This is a genomic window from Pseudomonas sp. HR96 (assembly GCF_034059295.1).
Classification (GTDB): Bacteria; Pseudomonadota; Gammaproteobacteria; order Pseudomonadales; family Pseudomonadaceae; genus Aquipseudomonas.
In genome coordinates this window covers 722,853-738,244 of record NZ_CP139141.1, presented here as the reverse complement: position 1 = coordinate 738,244, position 15,392 = coordinate 722,853, and the positions used below count along the sequence as shown (strand labels likewise).

14 protein-coding genes are annotated in these 15,392 nt (G+C 64.7%); all 14 read left to right on the top strand.

Annotated elements, in window-relative coordinates:
• Position 1 precedes the first annotated feature (1 nt).
• Positions 2-1,381 (top strand): PepSY domain-containing protein, encoded by a 1,380-nt coding sequence (locus SFA35_RS03535; RefSeq protein ID WP_320575253.1) that lies wholly within the window; start codon positions 2-4, stop codon positions 1,379-1,381.
• A gap of 233 nt (positions 1,382-1,614) precedes the next feature.
• Positions 1,615-2,382: a sulfite exporter TauE/SafE family protein gene (locus SFA35_RS03530; RefSeq protein WP_320575251.1), complete on the top strand. Its 768-nt coding sequence runs from the start codon at positions 1,615-1,617 to the stop codon at positions 2,380-2,382.
• 292 nt (positions 2,383-2,674) lie between these two features.
• Positions 2,675-3,940: an urea ABC transporter substrate-binding protein gene (gene urtA, locus SFA35_RS03525; protein ID WP_320575249.1), complete on the top strand. Its 1,266-nt coding sequence runs from the start codon at positions 2,675-2,677 to the stop codon at positions 3,938-3,940.
• 135 nt (positions 3,941-4,075) lie between these two features.
• On the top strand, positions 4,076-5,647 hold the full coding sequence (urtB, locus tag SFA35_RS03520) for an urea ABC transporter permease subunit UrtB (RefSeq protein WP_320575247.1): 1,572 nt from the start codon (positions 4,076-4,078) through the stop codon (positions 5,645-5,647).
• On the top strand, positions 5,647-6,726 hold the full coding sequence (gene urtC, locus SFA35_RS03515) for an urea ABC transporter permease subunit UrtC (protein WP_320575245.1): 1,080 nt from the start codon (positions 5,647-5,649) through the stop codon (positions 6,724-6,726). Before urtB ends, urtC begins: the two co-directional genes overlap by 1 nt.
• Entirely contained in the window at positions 6,723-7,583 is an 861-nt protein-coding gene (gene urtD / locus SFA35_RS03510) for an urea ABC transporter ATP-binding protein UrtD (protein ID WP_414058483.1), read from the top strand. Before urtC ends, urtD begins: the two co-directional genes overlap by 4 nt.
• 71 nt (positions 7,584-7,654) lie before the next feature.
• The gene (gene urtE, locus SFA35_RS03505) at positions 7,655-8,353 is read left to right on the top strand and encodes an urea ABC transporter ATP-binding subunit UrtE (RefSeq protein WP_320575244.1); all 699 of its coding nucleotides are present in this window, start codon (positions 7,655-7,657) and stop codon (positions 8,351-8,353) included.
• 31 nt (positions 8,354-8,384) lie between these two features.
• Positions 8,385-9,224 carry an urease accessory protein UreD gene (locus SFA35_RS03500; RefSeq protein ID WP_320575243.1) on the top strand — a complete coding sequence of 280 codons (840 nt, stop codon included), beginning with the start codon at positions 8,385-8,387 and terminating at the stop codon, positions 9,222-9,224.
• Between the two features lie 43 nt (positions 9,225-9,267).
• Positions 9,268-9,570: an urease subunit gamma gene (locus tag SFA35_RS03495; protein WP_320575242.1), complete on the top strand. Its 303-nt coding sequence runs from the start codon at positions 9,268-9,270 to the stop codon at positions 9,568-9,570.
• Between the two features lie 9 nt (positions 9,571-9,579).
• The gene (locus SFA35_RS03490; protein WP_320575241.1) at positions 9,580-10,110 is read left to right on the top strand and encodes an N-acetyltransferase family protein; all 531 of its coding nucleotides are present in this window, start codon (positions 9,580-9,582) and stop codon (positions 10,108-10,110) included.
• Between the two features lie 6 nt (positions 10,111-10,116).
• On the top strand, positions 10,117-10,650 hold the full coding sequence (locus SFA35_RS03485; protein ID WP_320575239.1) for a GNAT family N-acetyltransferase: 534 nt from the start codon (positions 10,117-10,119) through the stop codon (positions 10,648-10,650).
• On the top strand, positions 10,647-10,952 hold the full coding sequence (locus SFA35_RS03480) for an urease subunit beta (protein WP_320575237.1): 306 nt from the start codon (positions 10,647-10,649) through the stop codon (positions 10,950-10,952). The genes SFA35_RS03485 and SFA35_RS03480 overlap by 4 nt, the downstream gene beginning before the upstream one ends.
• 56 nt (positions 10,953-11,008) lie before the next feature.
• A complete protein-coding gene (ureC, locus tag SFA35_RS03475) occupies positions 11,009-12,709 on the top strand; it encodes an urease subunit alpha (RefSeq protein ID WP_320575235.1) in 1,701 nt (566 codons plus the stop codon).
• An 82-nt stretch (positions 12,710-12,791) separates the two neighbouring features.
• Positions 12,792-15,392, top strand: coding sequence for a membrane-targeted effector domain-containing toxin (locus tag SFA35_RS03470; protein WP_320575234.1), 2,601 nt, complete (start codon positions 12,792-12,794; stop codon positions 15,390-15,392).

The window sequence follows — 15,392 nt, the reverse complement described above, 5'->3', positions numbered from 1 at the left end:
TATGAGCACTTCTCGAATCTCGTTCTACAACCTGGCCTGGCGCTGGCATTTCTACGCCGGCCTGTTCGTCGCCCCGTTCATGATCCTGCTGGCCCTGACCGGCCTGATCTACCTGTTCAAGCCGCAGCTTGATCCGCTGCTGTACCGCCATTTGCTGGTGGTGCCGGTGGCCGAACAGCGCCTGGCCGCCGACACCCTGCTGCGGGACGTGCGTGCTGCCTACCCGCACGCCAGCGTCAGCCAATACCTGCCGCCCACCGCTGTGGACCGCAGCGCGCAATTCGTGGTGAAGGAGCATGGCCGCGAGCTCAATGTCTTCATCAACCCCTACAGCGGCGAGTTGCTCGGCGACCAGGACGCCAAGCTCAACCTGCAAGCCGTAGCCCGCGCCCTGCACGGCGAACTGATGATCGGCACCTTGGGCGACCGCCTCGTCGAACTGGCCGCCGGATGGGGCATCGTGCTGGTGGTCTCCGGCCTGTACCTGTGGTGGCCGCGCGGCACGGCCGCCAGCGGCGTGCTCTGGCCACGCTGGCGCAGCCGCGGCCGTGCGCTGTGGCGGGACATTCACAGCGTGGTCGGCTTCTGGGGCTCGGTTTGCCTGCTGCTCATGCTGATCAGTGGCATGACCTGGACCGGCTTCTGGGGCAAGCAGTTCGCCGACGTGTGGAACCGCTTCCCGGACGCCATGTGGAACCAGGTGCCCACGTCCGACCTGCAGGCCCGCAGCCTCAACAGCGCAGCCCGTCAGACCGTGCCCTGGGCACTGGAAAACACCCCGATGCCGATGTCCGAGGCCAGCGGCGCGCACGCCGAGCACATGCAGCACGGCGCCATCCCAGCACCGCCCGCCGCGCCCATGGTCAGCCTGCAAAGCGTGGTGCAGCGTGCCTCGGAGAGGGGGGTAGGACCCGGCTATAGCATCACCCTGCCCACCACCGAAACCGGCGTCTTCACCATCGCCCTGTTCGCCGACGACCCACGCCACGACGCCACCTTGCATGTGGACCAGTACACCGGCCAGGTGCTGGCCGACGTGCGCTGGAAAGACTACGGCAACGTCGCCCGCGCCACGGAAATGGGCGTGATGCTGCACGAAGGCAAGCTGTTGGGGCCGATCAACCAATGGGCGATCGCCCTGGTCTGCGTGATGATTCTGCTCAGCGCTGTCAGCGGCTTGCTCATCTGGTGGCAACGCCGCCCCACCGGCAGCCTCGGCGTGCCGCCACTGCGCCATGATCTGCCCAAATGGAAGGTCGCCATGGGGGTGATGGCTGTGCTCGCCTTGGCTTTTCCGCTGGTGGGCCTGTCGTTGCTGGCGGTGTGGGTGGTGGATCGGGTGGTGGTGATGATCAGGGCGGGTACTCGGTTACCAGGCTGAAACGGCCTGGCGGCTCTGCCCCTTCCCACCTTGGTGGGAAGGGGGGGCGAAGTATCGGATGAGTTTTGGCGCTTCAGCTCAGCAACATATTTAAACATTTTCTCTTGCGATAACTGCCCGAGCCATTCTCCGGCTTAGTTAAACTACCGCGCAATCCACCTGATGAGCAGGCTACTGAGGGACATACTCTGCAAGCGTGTTCATGGCATAAATTCCTCAGCGGACACTCATCCATGGACTTAGATCAGACCCTTTTAATATTAGGGTTTTTCGCTTTTTGCGGCGGTTTGATGGATGCTGCTGTGGGTGGTGGGGGATTGATTCAGGTCCCAGCGCTGCTGCATGCCTTGCCTCAATTCAGCTTGAGCACAGTATTCGGGACCAACAAGCTTGCGGCGCTTGCTGGAAACATCTTTTCTATTTTCAGCTATGTAAAAAGAGTACGCATCATCTGGAAGTTACTGTTGCCCATGATGCTTTCGGCGTTCGCACTATCCTGGCCTGGCGCACTATCGGTTTCATTCATTCCGAAGAAGCTGATGGAATATGCGGTTTTTATTATCCTCATAGCGATGGCCTTATACACGTTCATGAAAAAGGACATGGGTCAGGTCCATCATGTGCTGCCACTTCGTCGCAAAGATGTGGCCATCGGCGCTGTGGCAGGTGGGCTCATCGGCTTTTACGACGGCGTGTTCGGGCCCGGCAGTGGCAGCCTGCTGCTGTTTATCTTCGTTCGATATTTCGGCTTCGATTTCCTCAACGCCTCGGCTTCGGCCAAGTTGGTCAACCTGGGAACCTTCACCGCCGCGCTCCTATTTTTTGTGCCTTCGGGCAATGTGCTATGGGCCATTGGTGGAGTGGTGGCCGTTTGTAATATCAGCGGTTCGCTCGCGGGGGTTTACCTGGCCCTACGCTTGGGCAGCGGATTTATCAGGGTGCTTTTTCTGATTCTGCTGGTGTTTTTGATCGGGCGGATGGGGGTTACCCTCCTTGGTTGACTGCCTGATGGGTCAGCAACGGCCTGGTGTCCCCTCGGGCTTTGCCTCTATCCGCAGCGATTGCGGTCAGCCCAGCATGTGCTAGCAATCCGCTTAGCAAAACGCACCGTCCCAGCGCACGCACGTGCACTCCCTCTCGCGCCCGGCACCCTTGCGGTGCGCGATGCCGTTTCGCGCAGATGCGCGGGGGCCCGCTACAGGCCGTCGGCCGTTCCGGCACACGCCTTGCAAACACCCTTGCCGGAGAGTTGTCGTCTGCCCACTAAAAAAACGGTAAATGGAGATTGCACAAATGAAGCGTCGCAGCTTGATCAAGGCTTTCACTCTGACGGCGTCCATCGCCGCGATGGGCATGTCCTGGACCGTTCAGGCCGCCGAGACCATCAAGGTCGGCATCCTGCACTCGCTTTCCGGGACCATGGCGATTTCCGAAACCTCTCTTAAAGACATGGCGTTGATGACCATCGACGAGATAAACGCCAAGGGCGGCGTCAACGGCAAGATGCTCGAGCCGGTAGTGGTGGACCCCGCTTCCAACTGGCCGCTGTTCGCCGAGAAAGCCCGGCAGTTGATCACTCAGGACAAAGTGGCGGTAGTGTTCGGCTGCTGGACCTCGGTGTCGCGCAAGTCGGTGCTGCCAGTGTTCGAGGAGCTCAACGGCCTGCTGTTCTACCCGGTGCAATACGAAGGCGAGGAAATGTCGCCCAACGTCTTCTACACCGGCGCGGCGCCCAACCAGCAGGCTATCCCGGCGGTCGAGTACCTGATGAGCGAAGACGGCGGCGCGGCCAAGCGTTTTTTCCTGCTGGGCACCGACTACGTCTACCCGCGCACCACCAACAAGATCCTGCGCGCCTTCCTGCACTCCAAAGGCGTGAAAGACAGCGACATCGAAGAGGTCTACACCCCATTCGGCCATGCCGACTACCAGACCATTGTCGCCAACATCAAGAAGTTCTCCGCCGGTGGCAAGACCGCAGTCATCTCCACCGTCAACGGCGACTCCAACGTGCCGTTCTACAAGGAACTGGCCAACCAGGGCCTGAAGGCAACCGACGTGCCGGTGGTGGCGTTCTCGGTCGGCGAAGAAGAACTGCGCGGCATCGACACCAAGCCGCTGGTAGGCAACCTGGCCGCCTGGAACTACTTCGAATCGGTAGAAAACCCGGTGAACAAGAAGTTCGTCGCCGACTGGAAGGCCTACGCCAAGAAGCACAACCTGCCCAACGCCGACACCGTGGTCACCAACGACCCGATGGAAGCCACCTACGTGGGCATCCACATGTGGGCGCAAGCGGCCGAGAAGGCCAAGTCCACCGATGTCGACAAGGTTCGCGAGGCCATGGCCGGGCAGACCTTCGCCGCGCCGTCGGGCTTTACCCTGACCATGGACAAGACCAACCACCACCTGCACAAGCCGGTGATGATCGGCGAGATCGAGGACAACGGTCAGTTCAACGTTGTGTGGCAGACCAAGGAGCCGATCCGCGCTCAGCCGTGGAGCCCGTTTATCCCAGGCAACGACAAGAAGCCTGACTATGCGGTGAAGAGCAACTAAGGCGAGATCGCTGTTCGCCGGACTGGCCTCAGTCTGTAGGACCGAGCTCGCTCGGGAACGGGTGCAATACCCTTCTCGAGCAAGCTCGGCCCTGCGAACCGGCCGCCGCTTCAGGGACCCCACAGGACATTGCCAATGCCCAGCGCCCTCACTCGTTTGATCCTCAGCCTGACCCTGCTGCTGCCCTTGGCAGCCCATGCCAGCGACGCCGGCGATTTCGTTGCCGCCGACTCCAGCCAGCAGGCGACCTTGCTGGAAACCTGGTCGGCGCAACCGGTGCCGCAACGCCTGGATTTTCTCCTGGCACTGCAGCAGGGCCGCGTGGCTGCCGACGACAACAAGCACCCCTTCATCGACAACGACGGCAAGCTGGTCAACCTCGACAGCAATGACGCGCCGGTCGAACCCATGCGCAAGCTGCGCCTGAACAACCGTCTGCGCGGCCTGACCGACACCGCCGTGGCCAGCCATCAGCTGCTGTCCAACGACGACAAGATTCGCCTGGCCGCCGCCCAGCAGTTGCAGCGCGGCGCCCGGCCCAACCAACTCGGCCTGCTCGACCATGAAGTCGCCGGCGAGAAGAACCCTGTGGTCAAGGCTGCCTTGAGCCTGGCCCTGGCCAACCTGCAACTGGTCGACCCAGACCCGGCCGTGCGCCTGGCCGCCGTGCGCCTGCTCGGCGAGACCGGCGACCCCATGGCCCTGACCCGCCTGCAGACGCTGCAGGCGCCGGACGCCGAAAGTGACGCGGGCGTGCGTACTGCGGTAGAAACCAGTTTGGTGCAGATCAAGCGCCAGTTGATGATCGGCGACATCCTCGGCGAGGCCTTCAGCGGCCTGTCGCTGGGCTCGATCCTGTTGCTGGCGGCGCTGGGCCTGGCGATCACCTTCGGCCTGCTGGGGGTGATCAACATGGCTCACGGCGAGATGCTCATGCTTGGCGCCTACTCCACCTACGTGGTGCAGCTGCTGTTCCAGCACTACGCGCCCGGCGCCCTCGAGTACTACCCGCTGATCGCCCTGCCGGTAGCCTTCTTCGTCACCGCCGCGATCGGCATGGCGCTGGAACGCACGGTGATTCGCCATCTTTATGGCCGGCCGCTGGAGACTCTGCTGGCGACCTGGGGCATCAGCCTGATGCTGATCCAGGCTGTGCGCCTGGCCTTCGGCGCGCAGAACGTCGAGGTGGCCAACCCCGAGTGGCTGTCGGGCGGGATCCAGGTAATGCCCAACCTGGTGCTGCCGTACAACCGCATCGTCATCATCCTGTTCGCCCTGGCAGTGGTGGCGCTGACCTGGCTGCTGCTGAACAAGACTCGCCTGGGCCTCAACGTGCGCGCGGTGACCCAGAACCGCAACATGGCCGCCTGCTGCGGCGTGCCCACCGGTCGCGTCGACATGCTTGCCTTCGGCCTCGGCTCGGGCATCGCCGGCCTCGGCGGCGTGGCCCTGAGCCAGATCGGCAACGTCGGCCCGGACCTGGGCCAGAGCTACATCATCGACTCCTTCCTGGTGGTGGTGCTCGGCGGCGTCGGACAGCTGGCAGGCAGTGTCTCTGCGGCCTTCGGCCTGGGCATCGCCAACAAGATTCTCGAGCCGCAGATCGGCGCCGTACTTGGCAAGATCCTCATCCTTGCGCTGATCATTCTGTTCATCCAGAAGCGCCCGCAAGGCCTCTTCGCACTGAAAGGACGGGTGATCGACTGATGAACCAGCCATTGATGGTCAGCGCTGCACAAAAGGCCGGGCCCAAGATCACCCTGGCGATCGGCGCGCTCGTGCTGGTGCTGCTGATCGCCCTGCCGTTGCTGTCGCTGCTGCCGGCGGACAACAGCCTGCAGGTGTCGGCCTATACCCTGACCCTGGTCGGCAAGATCCTCTGCTACGCCATCGTCGCCCTGGCGCTGGACCTGGTGTGGGGCTATGCCGGCCTGCTGTCGCTGGGCCATGGCCTGTTCTTTGCCCTCGGCGGCTATGCCATGGGCATGTACCTGATGCGCGAAGCGGCCGGCGACGGCCTGCCGGCGTTCATGACCTTTCTTTCGTGGACCGAGCTGCCGTGGTACTGGGTTGGCACCAACCACTTTCTCTGGGCGCTGTGCCTGGTGGTGCTGGCGCCCGGCCTGCTGGCCCTGGTGTTCGGCTTCTTTGCCTTCCGCTCGCGGATCAAGGGCGTGTATTTCTCGATCATGACCCAGGCCCTGACCTTCGCCGGCATGCTGCTGTTCTTTCGCAACGAGACCGGTTTTGGCGGCAACAACGGCTTCACCAACTTTCGCAGCATCCTGGGTTTCAGCATCACCTCCCAGGGCACCCGCGCGGTGCTGTTCCTGCTCACCGTGGCGCTGCTGGTGGCCAGCCTGCTGCTCGGCTGGCGCCTGGCCGCGAGCAAGTTCGGCCGGGTGCTGACCGCCCTGCGCGACGCCGAGAACCGCCTGATGTTCTGCGGCTACGACCCCCGCGGCTTCAAGCTGTTCGTGTGGGTGCTGAGCGCCGTGTTGTGCGGCCTGGCCGGGGCCTTGTACGTGCCGCAGGTGGGCATCATCAACCCCAGCGAGATGTCGCCGACCAACTCCATCGAGGCGGCGGTGTGGGTCGCGCTGGGCGGGCGCGGCACGCTGATCGGCCCGCTGCTCGGCGCCGGCGTGGTCAACGGCATGAAGAGCTGGTTCACCGTAGCGTTCCCGGAGTACTGGCTGTTCTTTCTCGGCGCGCTGTTCATCATCGTCACGCTGTACCTGCCCAAGGGTGTGATCGGCCTGATCAAGAAGAGGGGTGAGCAATGAGAATCACACCGACGCCCGAATTCATGCTCGAACCGGTGCTGGACCCCAACAGCGACGCCGGCACCAGCCGCGACGCCATCGGCCTGGGGCAAAGCGCCGGACCCGGGCTCAACACCCGCCACGGCACCATCCTGACCCTGGAAGACATCAGCGTCAGCTTCGATGGCTTCAAGGCCTTGAACAACCTCAACCTGTACATCGGCGTCGGCGAGCTGCGCTGCATCATCGGCCCCAACGGCGCCGGCAAGACCACCATGATGGACGTCATCACCGGCAAGACCCGGCCCAGCGAGGGCCAGGCCTGGTTCGGCGAGACGCTGGACCTGACCAGCCTCGGCGAGGTGCAGATCGCCCAGGCCGGCATCGGCCGCAAGTTCCAGAAGCCCACCGTGTTCGAAGCGCTGACGGTGTTCGAAAACCTCGAACTGGCGCAGAAGACCGACAAGTCGGTGTGGGCCAGCCTGCGCGCGAAGCTGAGCGGCGAGCAGCACGACCGCATCGCCAGCGTGCTGGAGACCATCCGCCTGAGCGCCTCGGTCAACCGCCCGGCCGGGCTGCTGTCCCACGGCCAGAAGCAGTTCCTGGAGATCGGCATGCTGCTGGTGCAGGACCCTCAGCTGCTGTTGCTCGACGAACCGGTGGCGGGCATGACCGACGCCGAGACCGAGTTCACTGCCGAGTTGTTCAAGACCCTTGCCGGCAAGCACTCGCTGATGGTGGTGGAGCACGACATGGGCTTCGTCGGCTCCATCGCCGACCACGTCACGGTGCTGCACCAGGGCAGCGTGCTGGCCGAGGGTTCGCTGGAGCAGGTGCAGGCGGATGAACGGGTGATCGAGGTCTACCTCGGCCGTTGACAGGTGTCTGCCTGGCGTTGGGTTTTGTTTGGTAGTGGGTTTCGTTTGGCTGGTTCGATAGGAGCGCGGCAATGCTGCAAGTGCACAAGCTTCACCAATACTACGGCGGCAGCCACATCCTGCGCGGCCTGTCCTTCGACGTGCAGATCGGCGAAGTCACCTGCCTGCTGGGGCGCAACGGCGTCGGCAAGACCACCCTGCTCAAGTGCCTGATGGGCCTGATTCCGGCCAAGGAAGGCAACGTCAACTGGGACGGCAAGGCCATCACCGGCTTCAAGCCGCACCAGCGCGTGCACGCCGGGATCGCCTACGTGCCACAGGGCCGGGAGATCTTCGGACGCCTGACGGTGGAAGAGAACCTGCTGATGGGCCTGTCGCGCTTTCCCGGCGCCGAAGCCAAGGTGGTGCCGGCCTTCATCTATGAGTTGTTCCCGGTGCTGCTGCAGATGAAGCACCGCCGCGGTGGCGACTTATCCGGCGGCCAGCAGCAGCAACTGGCGATCGGCCGGGCCCTGGCCAGCCGCCCGCGCCTGCTGATTCTCGACGAGCCGACCGAGGGTATCCAACCGTCGGTGATCAAGGAGATCGGCGCAGTGATCAAGAAGCTTGCCGCTCGTGGCGACATGGCGATCCTGCTGGTCGAGCAGTTCTACGATTTCGCCGCCGAACTGGCCGACCAGTACCTGGTGATGTCGCGTGGCGAGATCGTCCAGCAAGGGCGCGGCGAAAACATGGAGGCCGAGGGTGTACGCGGCCTGGTCACCATTTAAACTGCCCGAGCCCGATTGTTGCGATGACCTCATGAATCTGCCTGCCAATACCGCCGTATTCACGCCCAGCTGGCATGCTGAGCTGGAACTGGCCTATGCCCGCTTCGGCGACTGCACGCGGCCAGTCCAGCGCCGCCACAAGGGCCCGCTGCGGGTGCAGAAGCATCTGTACGGCGAGGGTCCGCAAGTCTGCCAGCACATTATCGTGCACCCCCCCGGCGGAATTGCCGGCGGCGACCGGCTGGACATCGACGTCAGCGTCGGCGCCGGCGCCTGGGCGCAGCTGACCAGCCCCGGCGCGGCCAAGTGGTATCGCGCCGCCGGCCCGGCCTATCAGCAGCTGAACCTGCAGGTGGCCGCCGGCGCCACGCTGGAGTGGCTGCCTCAGGAAACCATCGTCTACAGCGCGGCCCAGGCCGAGCTGAGTACCCGCATCCAATTGCAGGGTGACGCGCGCCTGCTGTATTGGGACGTGGTCGCCCTGGGTCGCCCGGCGGCAGACGAGCGCTTTGCCGATGGGCATTTCCAGTCGCGCCTGGAGATTGTGCGCGACGGCCAGTTGCTCTGGCACGAGCGCCAGCGCGTCAACGGTGGCGACGGCTTGCTCGACTCGCCCATCGGCCTGGCTGGCCAGCCGGTTTTCGCTACGCTGTTGATCACCGGAGAGATTACCGAAGACTTGTTGCAACGCTGCCGCGAATTGCCCAATCGGGTTCGCGGCGACCTCAGCCAGTTGCCCGGCCTGCTGGTCGCGCGCTGCCTGGCCAGCGAGGCGTTGCACGCCCGCGAGTGGCTGCTCGGCCTGTGGCAACTGCTGCGTCCCGCGCTGCTAGGCCGCGCTGCCGTCGCCCCGCGCATCTGGGCGACGTGAGCCGCTGCCCCCTTACCCTTTTCTGAACTGGAAGCTGCACCCCATGGACCTGACTCCACGCGAAAAAGACAAGATGCTGATCTTCACCGCCGGGCTGGTGGCCGAACGCCGCCTGGCCCGAGGCCTGAAGCTCAATTACCCGGAAGCCATGGCGTTGATCTCCGCCGCGCTGCTCGAAGGCGCCCGCGACGGCCAGACCGTGGCCGAACTGATGCACTACGGCACCACCCTGCTCGGCCGCGAACAAGTGATGGAGGGCGTGCCGGAGATGATCGCCGAGATCCAGGTGGAAGCGACCTTCCCCGACGGCACCAAGCTGGTCACTGTGCACCAACCCATCGCCTGAGGCCGCACCATGACTTTGACTCTGCGCGATGCGCAACCCGAAGACCTGCCAGCGATTCGCGACATCTACAACGACGCGGTGCTCAACACCACCTCGATCTGGAACGACAAACAGGTCGACCTGGCCAACCGCCAGGCCTGGTACGAGGGCCGCCGCGCCCAGCTCTACCCCATCCTGGTGGTGGCTGACGAACAAGGCGTGCTCGGCTACGCCTCCTATGGCGACTGGCGGGCCTTCGAAGGTTATCGCTACACCGTCGAACACTCGGTGTACGTGCGCCACGACCAGCGCGGCCGCGGCCTGGGCCCGATGCTGATGCAGGCGCTGATCGAGCGCGCCCGCGAAGGGGGCAAGCACGTCATGATGGCGGCCATCGAGAGCGGCAACGCTGCCTCGGTGCGCCTGCACGAGCGCCTGGGCTTCACCGTCAGCGGGCAGATGCCGCAGGTCGGGGTGAAGTTCGGCCGCTGGCTGGACCTGACCTTCATGCAACTGCTGCTCGACAGCAGCCCCCAGCCGCCCGCCGCGCACCAGGAGTAGACCGCGATGAACCCCGCCCAGCTGCGCCGCGTCAACACCGAAAGCTTCGCCCACTATCGCCTCGGGCTGATCGCCCTGCTGCGCGACGCGGTGGCCGATGGCGCCAGCGTCGGCTTCATGGCCGACTTGGATGACGCCCAGGCCAGCCGTTATTTCGAGGACGTGCGCCATGGGCTGGACGCCGGCAGCCTGCTGCTGTGGGTGGTGGTGCGCGACGAAGAGGTGGTGGCCAGCGTGCAGTTGGCGCTGTGCCTGAAGCCCAACGGGCTCAATCGCGCCGAGGTGCAAAAGCTGCTGGTGCATTCCAGTGCCCGTCGCCGGGGCCTGGGCCAGCAGTTGATGCAGGCCCTCGAACACGCTGCGCGCCAGCACCAGCGCGGCTTGCTGTACCTGGACACCGAGGCGGGCTCGGCAGCCGAAGCTTTCTATCAGTCCCTGCACTACACCCGCGTGGGCGAGCTGCCCGATTACTGCGCGTCGCCACACGGCGGCTACAAGCCGACCGCCATTTACTTCAAGACATTGGGGCAACCAGCATGATTCCTGGCCAATACCAGATCCAGCCCGGCGACATCGAGCTCAACGTCGGCCGCCGCACCCAGGCCATCACCGTTGCCAACAGCGGCGACCGGCCGATCCAGGTGGGCTCGCACTATCACTTCTTCGAAACCAACGACGCCCTGACCTTCGACCGTGCGCTAAGCCACGGCATGCGCCTGAACATTCCGGCCGGCACTGCGGTGCGCTTCGAGCCGGGGCAGAGCCGCGAGGTCGAGCTGGTCGAACTGGCCGGCCTGCGCCGGGTGTTCGGCTTCGCCGGGCGGGTCATGGGCGAGCTTTGAAAACCAGCCTTCAGCTGCCAGCTGCAAGCTGCAAGCTGTGCAAAAGGAATTAGCCAATGAAAATCTCCAGACAAGCCTACGCCGACATGTTCGGCCCCACCGTCGGCGACAAGGTGCGCCTGGCCGACACCGAGCTGTGGATCGAGGTCGAGAAGGACTTCACCACCTACGGCGAAGAGGTCAAGTTCGGCGGCGGCAAGGTCATCCGGGACGGCATGGGCCAGAGTCAGCTGCTGGCCGCCGAAGTGGTCGACACGCTGATCACCAACGCGCTGATCATCGACCACTGGGGCATCGTCAAGGCCGACGTCGGCCTCAAGAACGGCCGCATCCACGCCATCGGCAAGGCCGGCAACCCGGACATCCAGCCTGATGTGGGCATCGCCATCGGCGCCAGCACCGAGGTCATCGCTGGCGAGGGGATGATCCTTACGGCCGGCGGCGTCGACACGCACATCCACTTCATCTGCCCGCAGCAGATCGAAGAAGCGCTGATGAGCGGCGTCACTACCATGATCGGTGGCGGCACCGGCCCGGCCACCGGCACCAACGCCACCACGGTCACCCCCGGGCCCTGGCACATGGCGCGCATGCTGCAGGCCGCCGACAGCTTCCCGATGAACATCGGCTTTACCGGCAAGGGCAACGTCAGCCTGCCGGAGCCGCTGGTGGAGCAGATCAAGGCCGGCGCCATCGGCCTCAAGCTGCACGAAGACTGGGGCACCACGCCTGCGGCCATCGACAACTGCCTGAGCGTGGCCGACCAGTACGACGTGCAGGTGGCCATCCACACCGACACCCTCAACGAATCGGGCTTCGTCGAAACCACCCTGGCCGCCTTCAAGGGCCGCACCATCCACACCTACCACACCGAGGGTGCCGGTGGCGGCCATGCGCCGGACATCATCAAGGCCTGCGGCTTCAACAACGTGTTGCCGAGTTCGACCAACCCGACCCGGCCGTTCACCCGCAACACCATCGACGAGCACCTGGACATGCTCATGGTCTGCCACCACCTGGACCCGAGCATCGCCGAGGACGTGGCGTTCGCCGAGAGTCGCATCCGCCGCGAGACCATCGCCGCAGAGGACATTCTCCACGACCTCGGTGCCTTCTCCATGCTCAGCTCCGACAGCCAGGCCATGGGCCGCGTCGGCGAAGTGGTGCTGCGCACCTGGCAGACCGCCGACAAGATGAAAAAGCAGCGCGGCGCACTGGAAGGCGACGGCCCCGGCAACGACAACTTCCGGGTCAAGCGCTACATCGCCAAGTACACCATCAACCCGGCCATCACCCACGGTATCAGCCATGAGGTAGGCTCGGTGGAAGTCGGCAAGTGGGCTGACCTGGTACTCTGGCGCCCGGCCTTCTTTGGGGTCAAGCCGACCCTGATTCTCAAGGGCGGAGCGATTGCGGCCAGCCTGATGGGCGATGCCAACGCCTCGATTCCGACCCCGCAACCGGTGCACTACCGGCCGATGTTCGCCAGCTATGGCAGCGCCCTGCACGCCACCAGCCTGACCTTCATCAGCCAGGCCGCGTTCGATGCCGGGGTGCCAGCCAACCTCGGCCTGCAAAAGCAGATCGCCGTGGTCAAGGGCTGTCGCAGCGTGCAGAAGACCGACCTGATTCACAACGGCGCGCTGCCGGACATCGAAGTCGACCCGCAGACCTATCAGGTCAAGGCCGATGGCGTGCTGCTGTGGTGCGAGCCGGCAGAAGTGCTGCCGATGGCGCAGCGCTATTTCCTGTTCTGACCGCGCCCGCTAACTATCTACATCCAGCACCCTCCAGTGCTGCCCTAGCTTGGTCGTCCCTCTAGACGACCGAGCCTTGACCATGCCGCATCAGACCTTTGGCCAATCCCTCAATACCATCGGCGCGCAATACAGCGCCGCCATCCCCGACCTGCGTGAGTTTGCCCGCGAGCAAGCGGCGCTGCTGATCAAGAAGCACACGGGGCAGACCCTCGACCCGGACCAGGTGTGGTGGCACGCCTTCGACAACGCGCAGAGCAATCAGCAGTCCTTCAATGGCCGAGAACACCGCGGCCCGCCGCAGCAGTCGGTGACCCTGACGGACCTGGTGATCAAGCGCTTCGCGGTACGCGACGAAGTCAACGCCATCGATCTGGACCAGATGACCGGGTTCTACCAGGCCGGGCCCGAGGCCGGTTCATACGACCAGCAGAACCAGGTGGCGATGTCGGTGGTGGACGTGCTCAACGACTTCTGGGCCCTGGATTTCAAGGGCACTTACCTGGCGCGCCTGGCGACCTTTCGCGAGCAGGAGGCGGAGAACGGCCGCGTGTTGCTCAAGGCCGCCTTCATCACCAGCGCCTGGTCCGCGCGCAGCAAATACGGGCCGCTGAGCACGGACGTGTTCAAGCTGCTGGTCAATACACTCTGGGGGCCGACCCGCTTTCCGTTCAATCTTCAGGACCTGCGCAACAGCAACACGCTGCGCCAGTACGCCGAGGTGCGTACGTTCACCCTGGGAGCCTTGACGGCGGTCGACATGCTCTTCATCCGCAATAGCGATGGCCTGCACATTCTGTATGCCGCCGACGGCTGGTACATGGTCTTCCAGGGACTGCAGGAAGCCTATGACTGGCTGCGCGAGGAAGCCGCCGATGCCGAGTCACGACGGCACCTGATCACCCATTTCGTCGATCCGCACGCCATGGACGAAACCGCACGCGACCAGCGCAAGGCCTTTCACGCCACGCTCGATGCGCTGCGGGCTACGGCCTGGTCGCCCACGCAAACGCATTTGCAGAGTCACAGCAAAGAGGTCAAGAGCGATGTCTTCAGCTACCTGTTCAACCGCATGCTGGAGCGTCTGCAAGGCGAGGTGAGGGCCGTATTCGACAATCGCGACCTGCGCAAGCGCCTGTGGCTGGTGGACCTCGCCGCCTTCACCCGCATCACTTCGGGGCTGGCGCCACTGGCGCCGCAAGTCGCCCTGCTCGCGGCAGCCTCCACTGCCCTGAGCCTGGGCGGGCACATGGCCCTGGCGGTGCATGGCGTCGACCGCGCCGAACGCCACCAGGCGTGGCACGCCGCGCTGACCGATGCCGTGTTGCTGCTGCTCGATGGCGTCCAGCTATACGCCCACCAGAGCACTGCCGCACGAGCCTTCGCCGACCTCGACGAGCCGGTGCTCGCCAACGACGCCTCGGTGGCGGCCGGGGAAACCGCCGTGGCCGACAATCCGCTGCTGCAGGCCATGGCCGTCGACCTCGAACTGGACGCCGCATCGCTGGGCAACGGGCGCAATGCCGGGGTCCATGTGTTCGACTCGCAGCACCGCTACATCGCCATGCAGGGCCATACCTACCAGGTGAGTTTCGTCGAGGGCATCGAGCAGTGGGTGGTGGTCGACCCCCTCGAGCCGCAACGCCTGGCTGGCGCCTGGCCAGTGGTGCGCAACTGGCGCGGGCGCTGGGAGCCCCATGTCGAACTCGAGGTGGAAGAAGGCATCCCTTTGCAGCCGGTCGATGTGCCCGTCCTCGAGGCCCACCGCCTGAGCGTCGAACTCAACGCGTTCAACACGTCGGCCCGCTACGACAACTTCATCGAACAACTGGTAGGCCGCAACGGCGCCGAGCTGATGAGCTCGGCGCTGGGTGACGGCAGCCCGCTGCTGGCCGCCCGCGAGCAACTGCGAGGCCTGCGCCAGCAGTTGGCGCAACAAGGCAGCGATTTCTTCCTGGACCCGCCGGCCATCGGCCGCTGGAAGATTACCGCGCTGGACGCCGACACCAGCGCCCGCGAGTTCTTCGATATCTTCTTCGCCAGCGGCGACGCCCTGGTGATCAGCGAAACTCGCAGCGGCCTTGGCGGCAAACGCCTGCTGATCGACTATATGGCCAGGCTCAAGGCCGCCGGCGTGAGAACCCTCTACGTCGAGCATCTGCTCAAGGACCTGCATCAGCCGGCACTGGACCACTTCTGGCTGACCGGCGACATGCCGCTCCAGCTCACTCGTCGCTTCAGGCAGATACGCGCGCAATTGCTGCTCGACCAGCACGAATACTACAGCCATCAGCGCCTGCTCAAGGAAGCGCGCCGCCACGGCATTCGCCTGCAGGCGCTGGACTGTGCGGCCAGCCTGGCCAGCGACGGCCTGCCGGCGCAGCCGGGACTGGCCCGGCGCATGCGCCTGTTCTATGCGATGCAGCGCATCAACGCCCAGCGCGCCGGGGCGCCCCGGGAGAAGTGGATTGCCCTGACCCAGGACATCCGCGCTTCGAGCGTCGCCGGCGAGCTTGGCCTGGCCGAGCTGACCGGCGCTGCGCACCTGCGCGTGAGAGACCTGCTCAATGACGAAGCCGCCAAGTTGACCCTGGACAGCGGCGAACTGTCCGGAACCGTTCAAGTGCAAGGCGACGTCAGGCTGGAACTGGGCGTGCAGCGCGCCTACGAGATGCTCGACTGA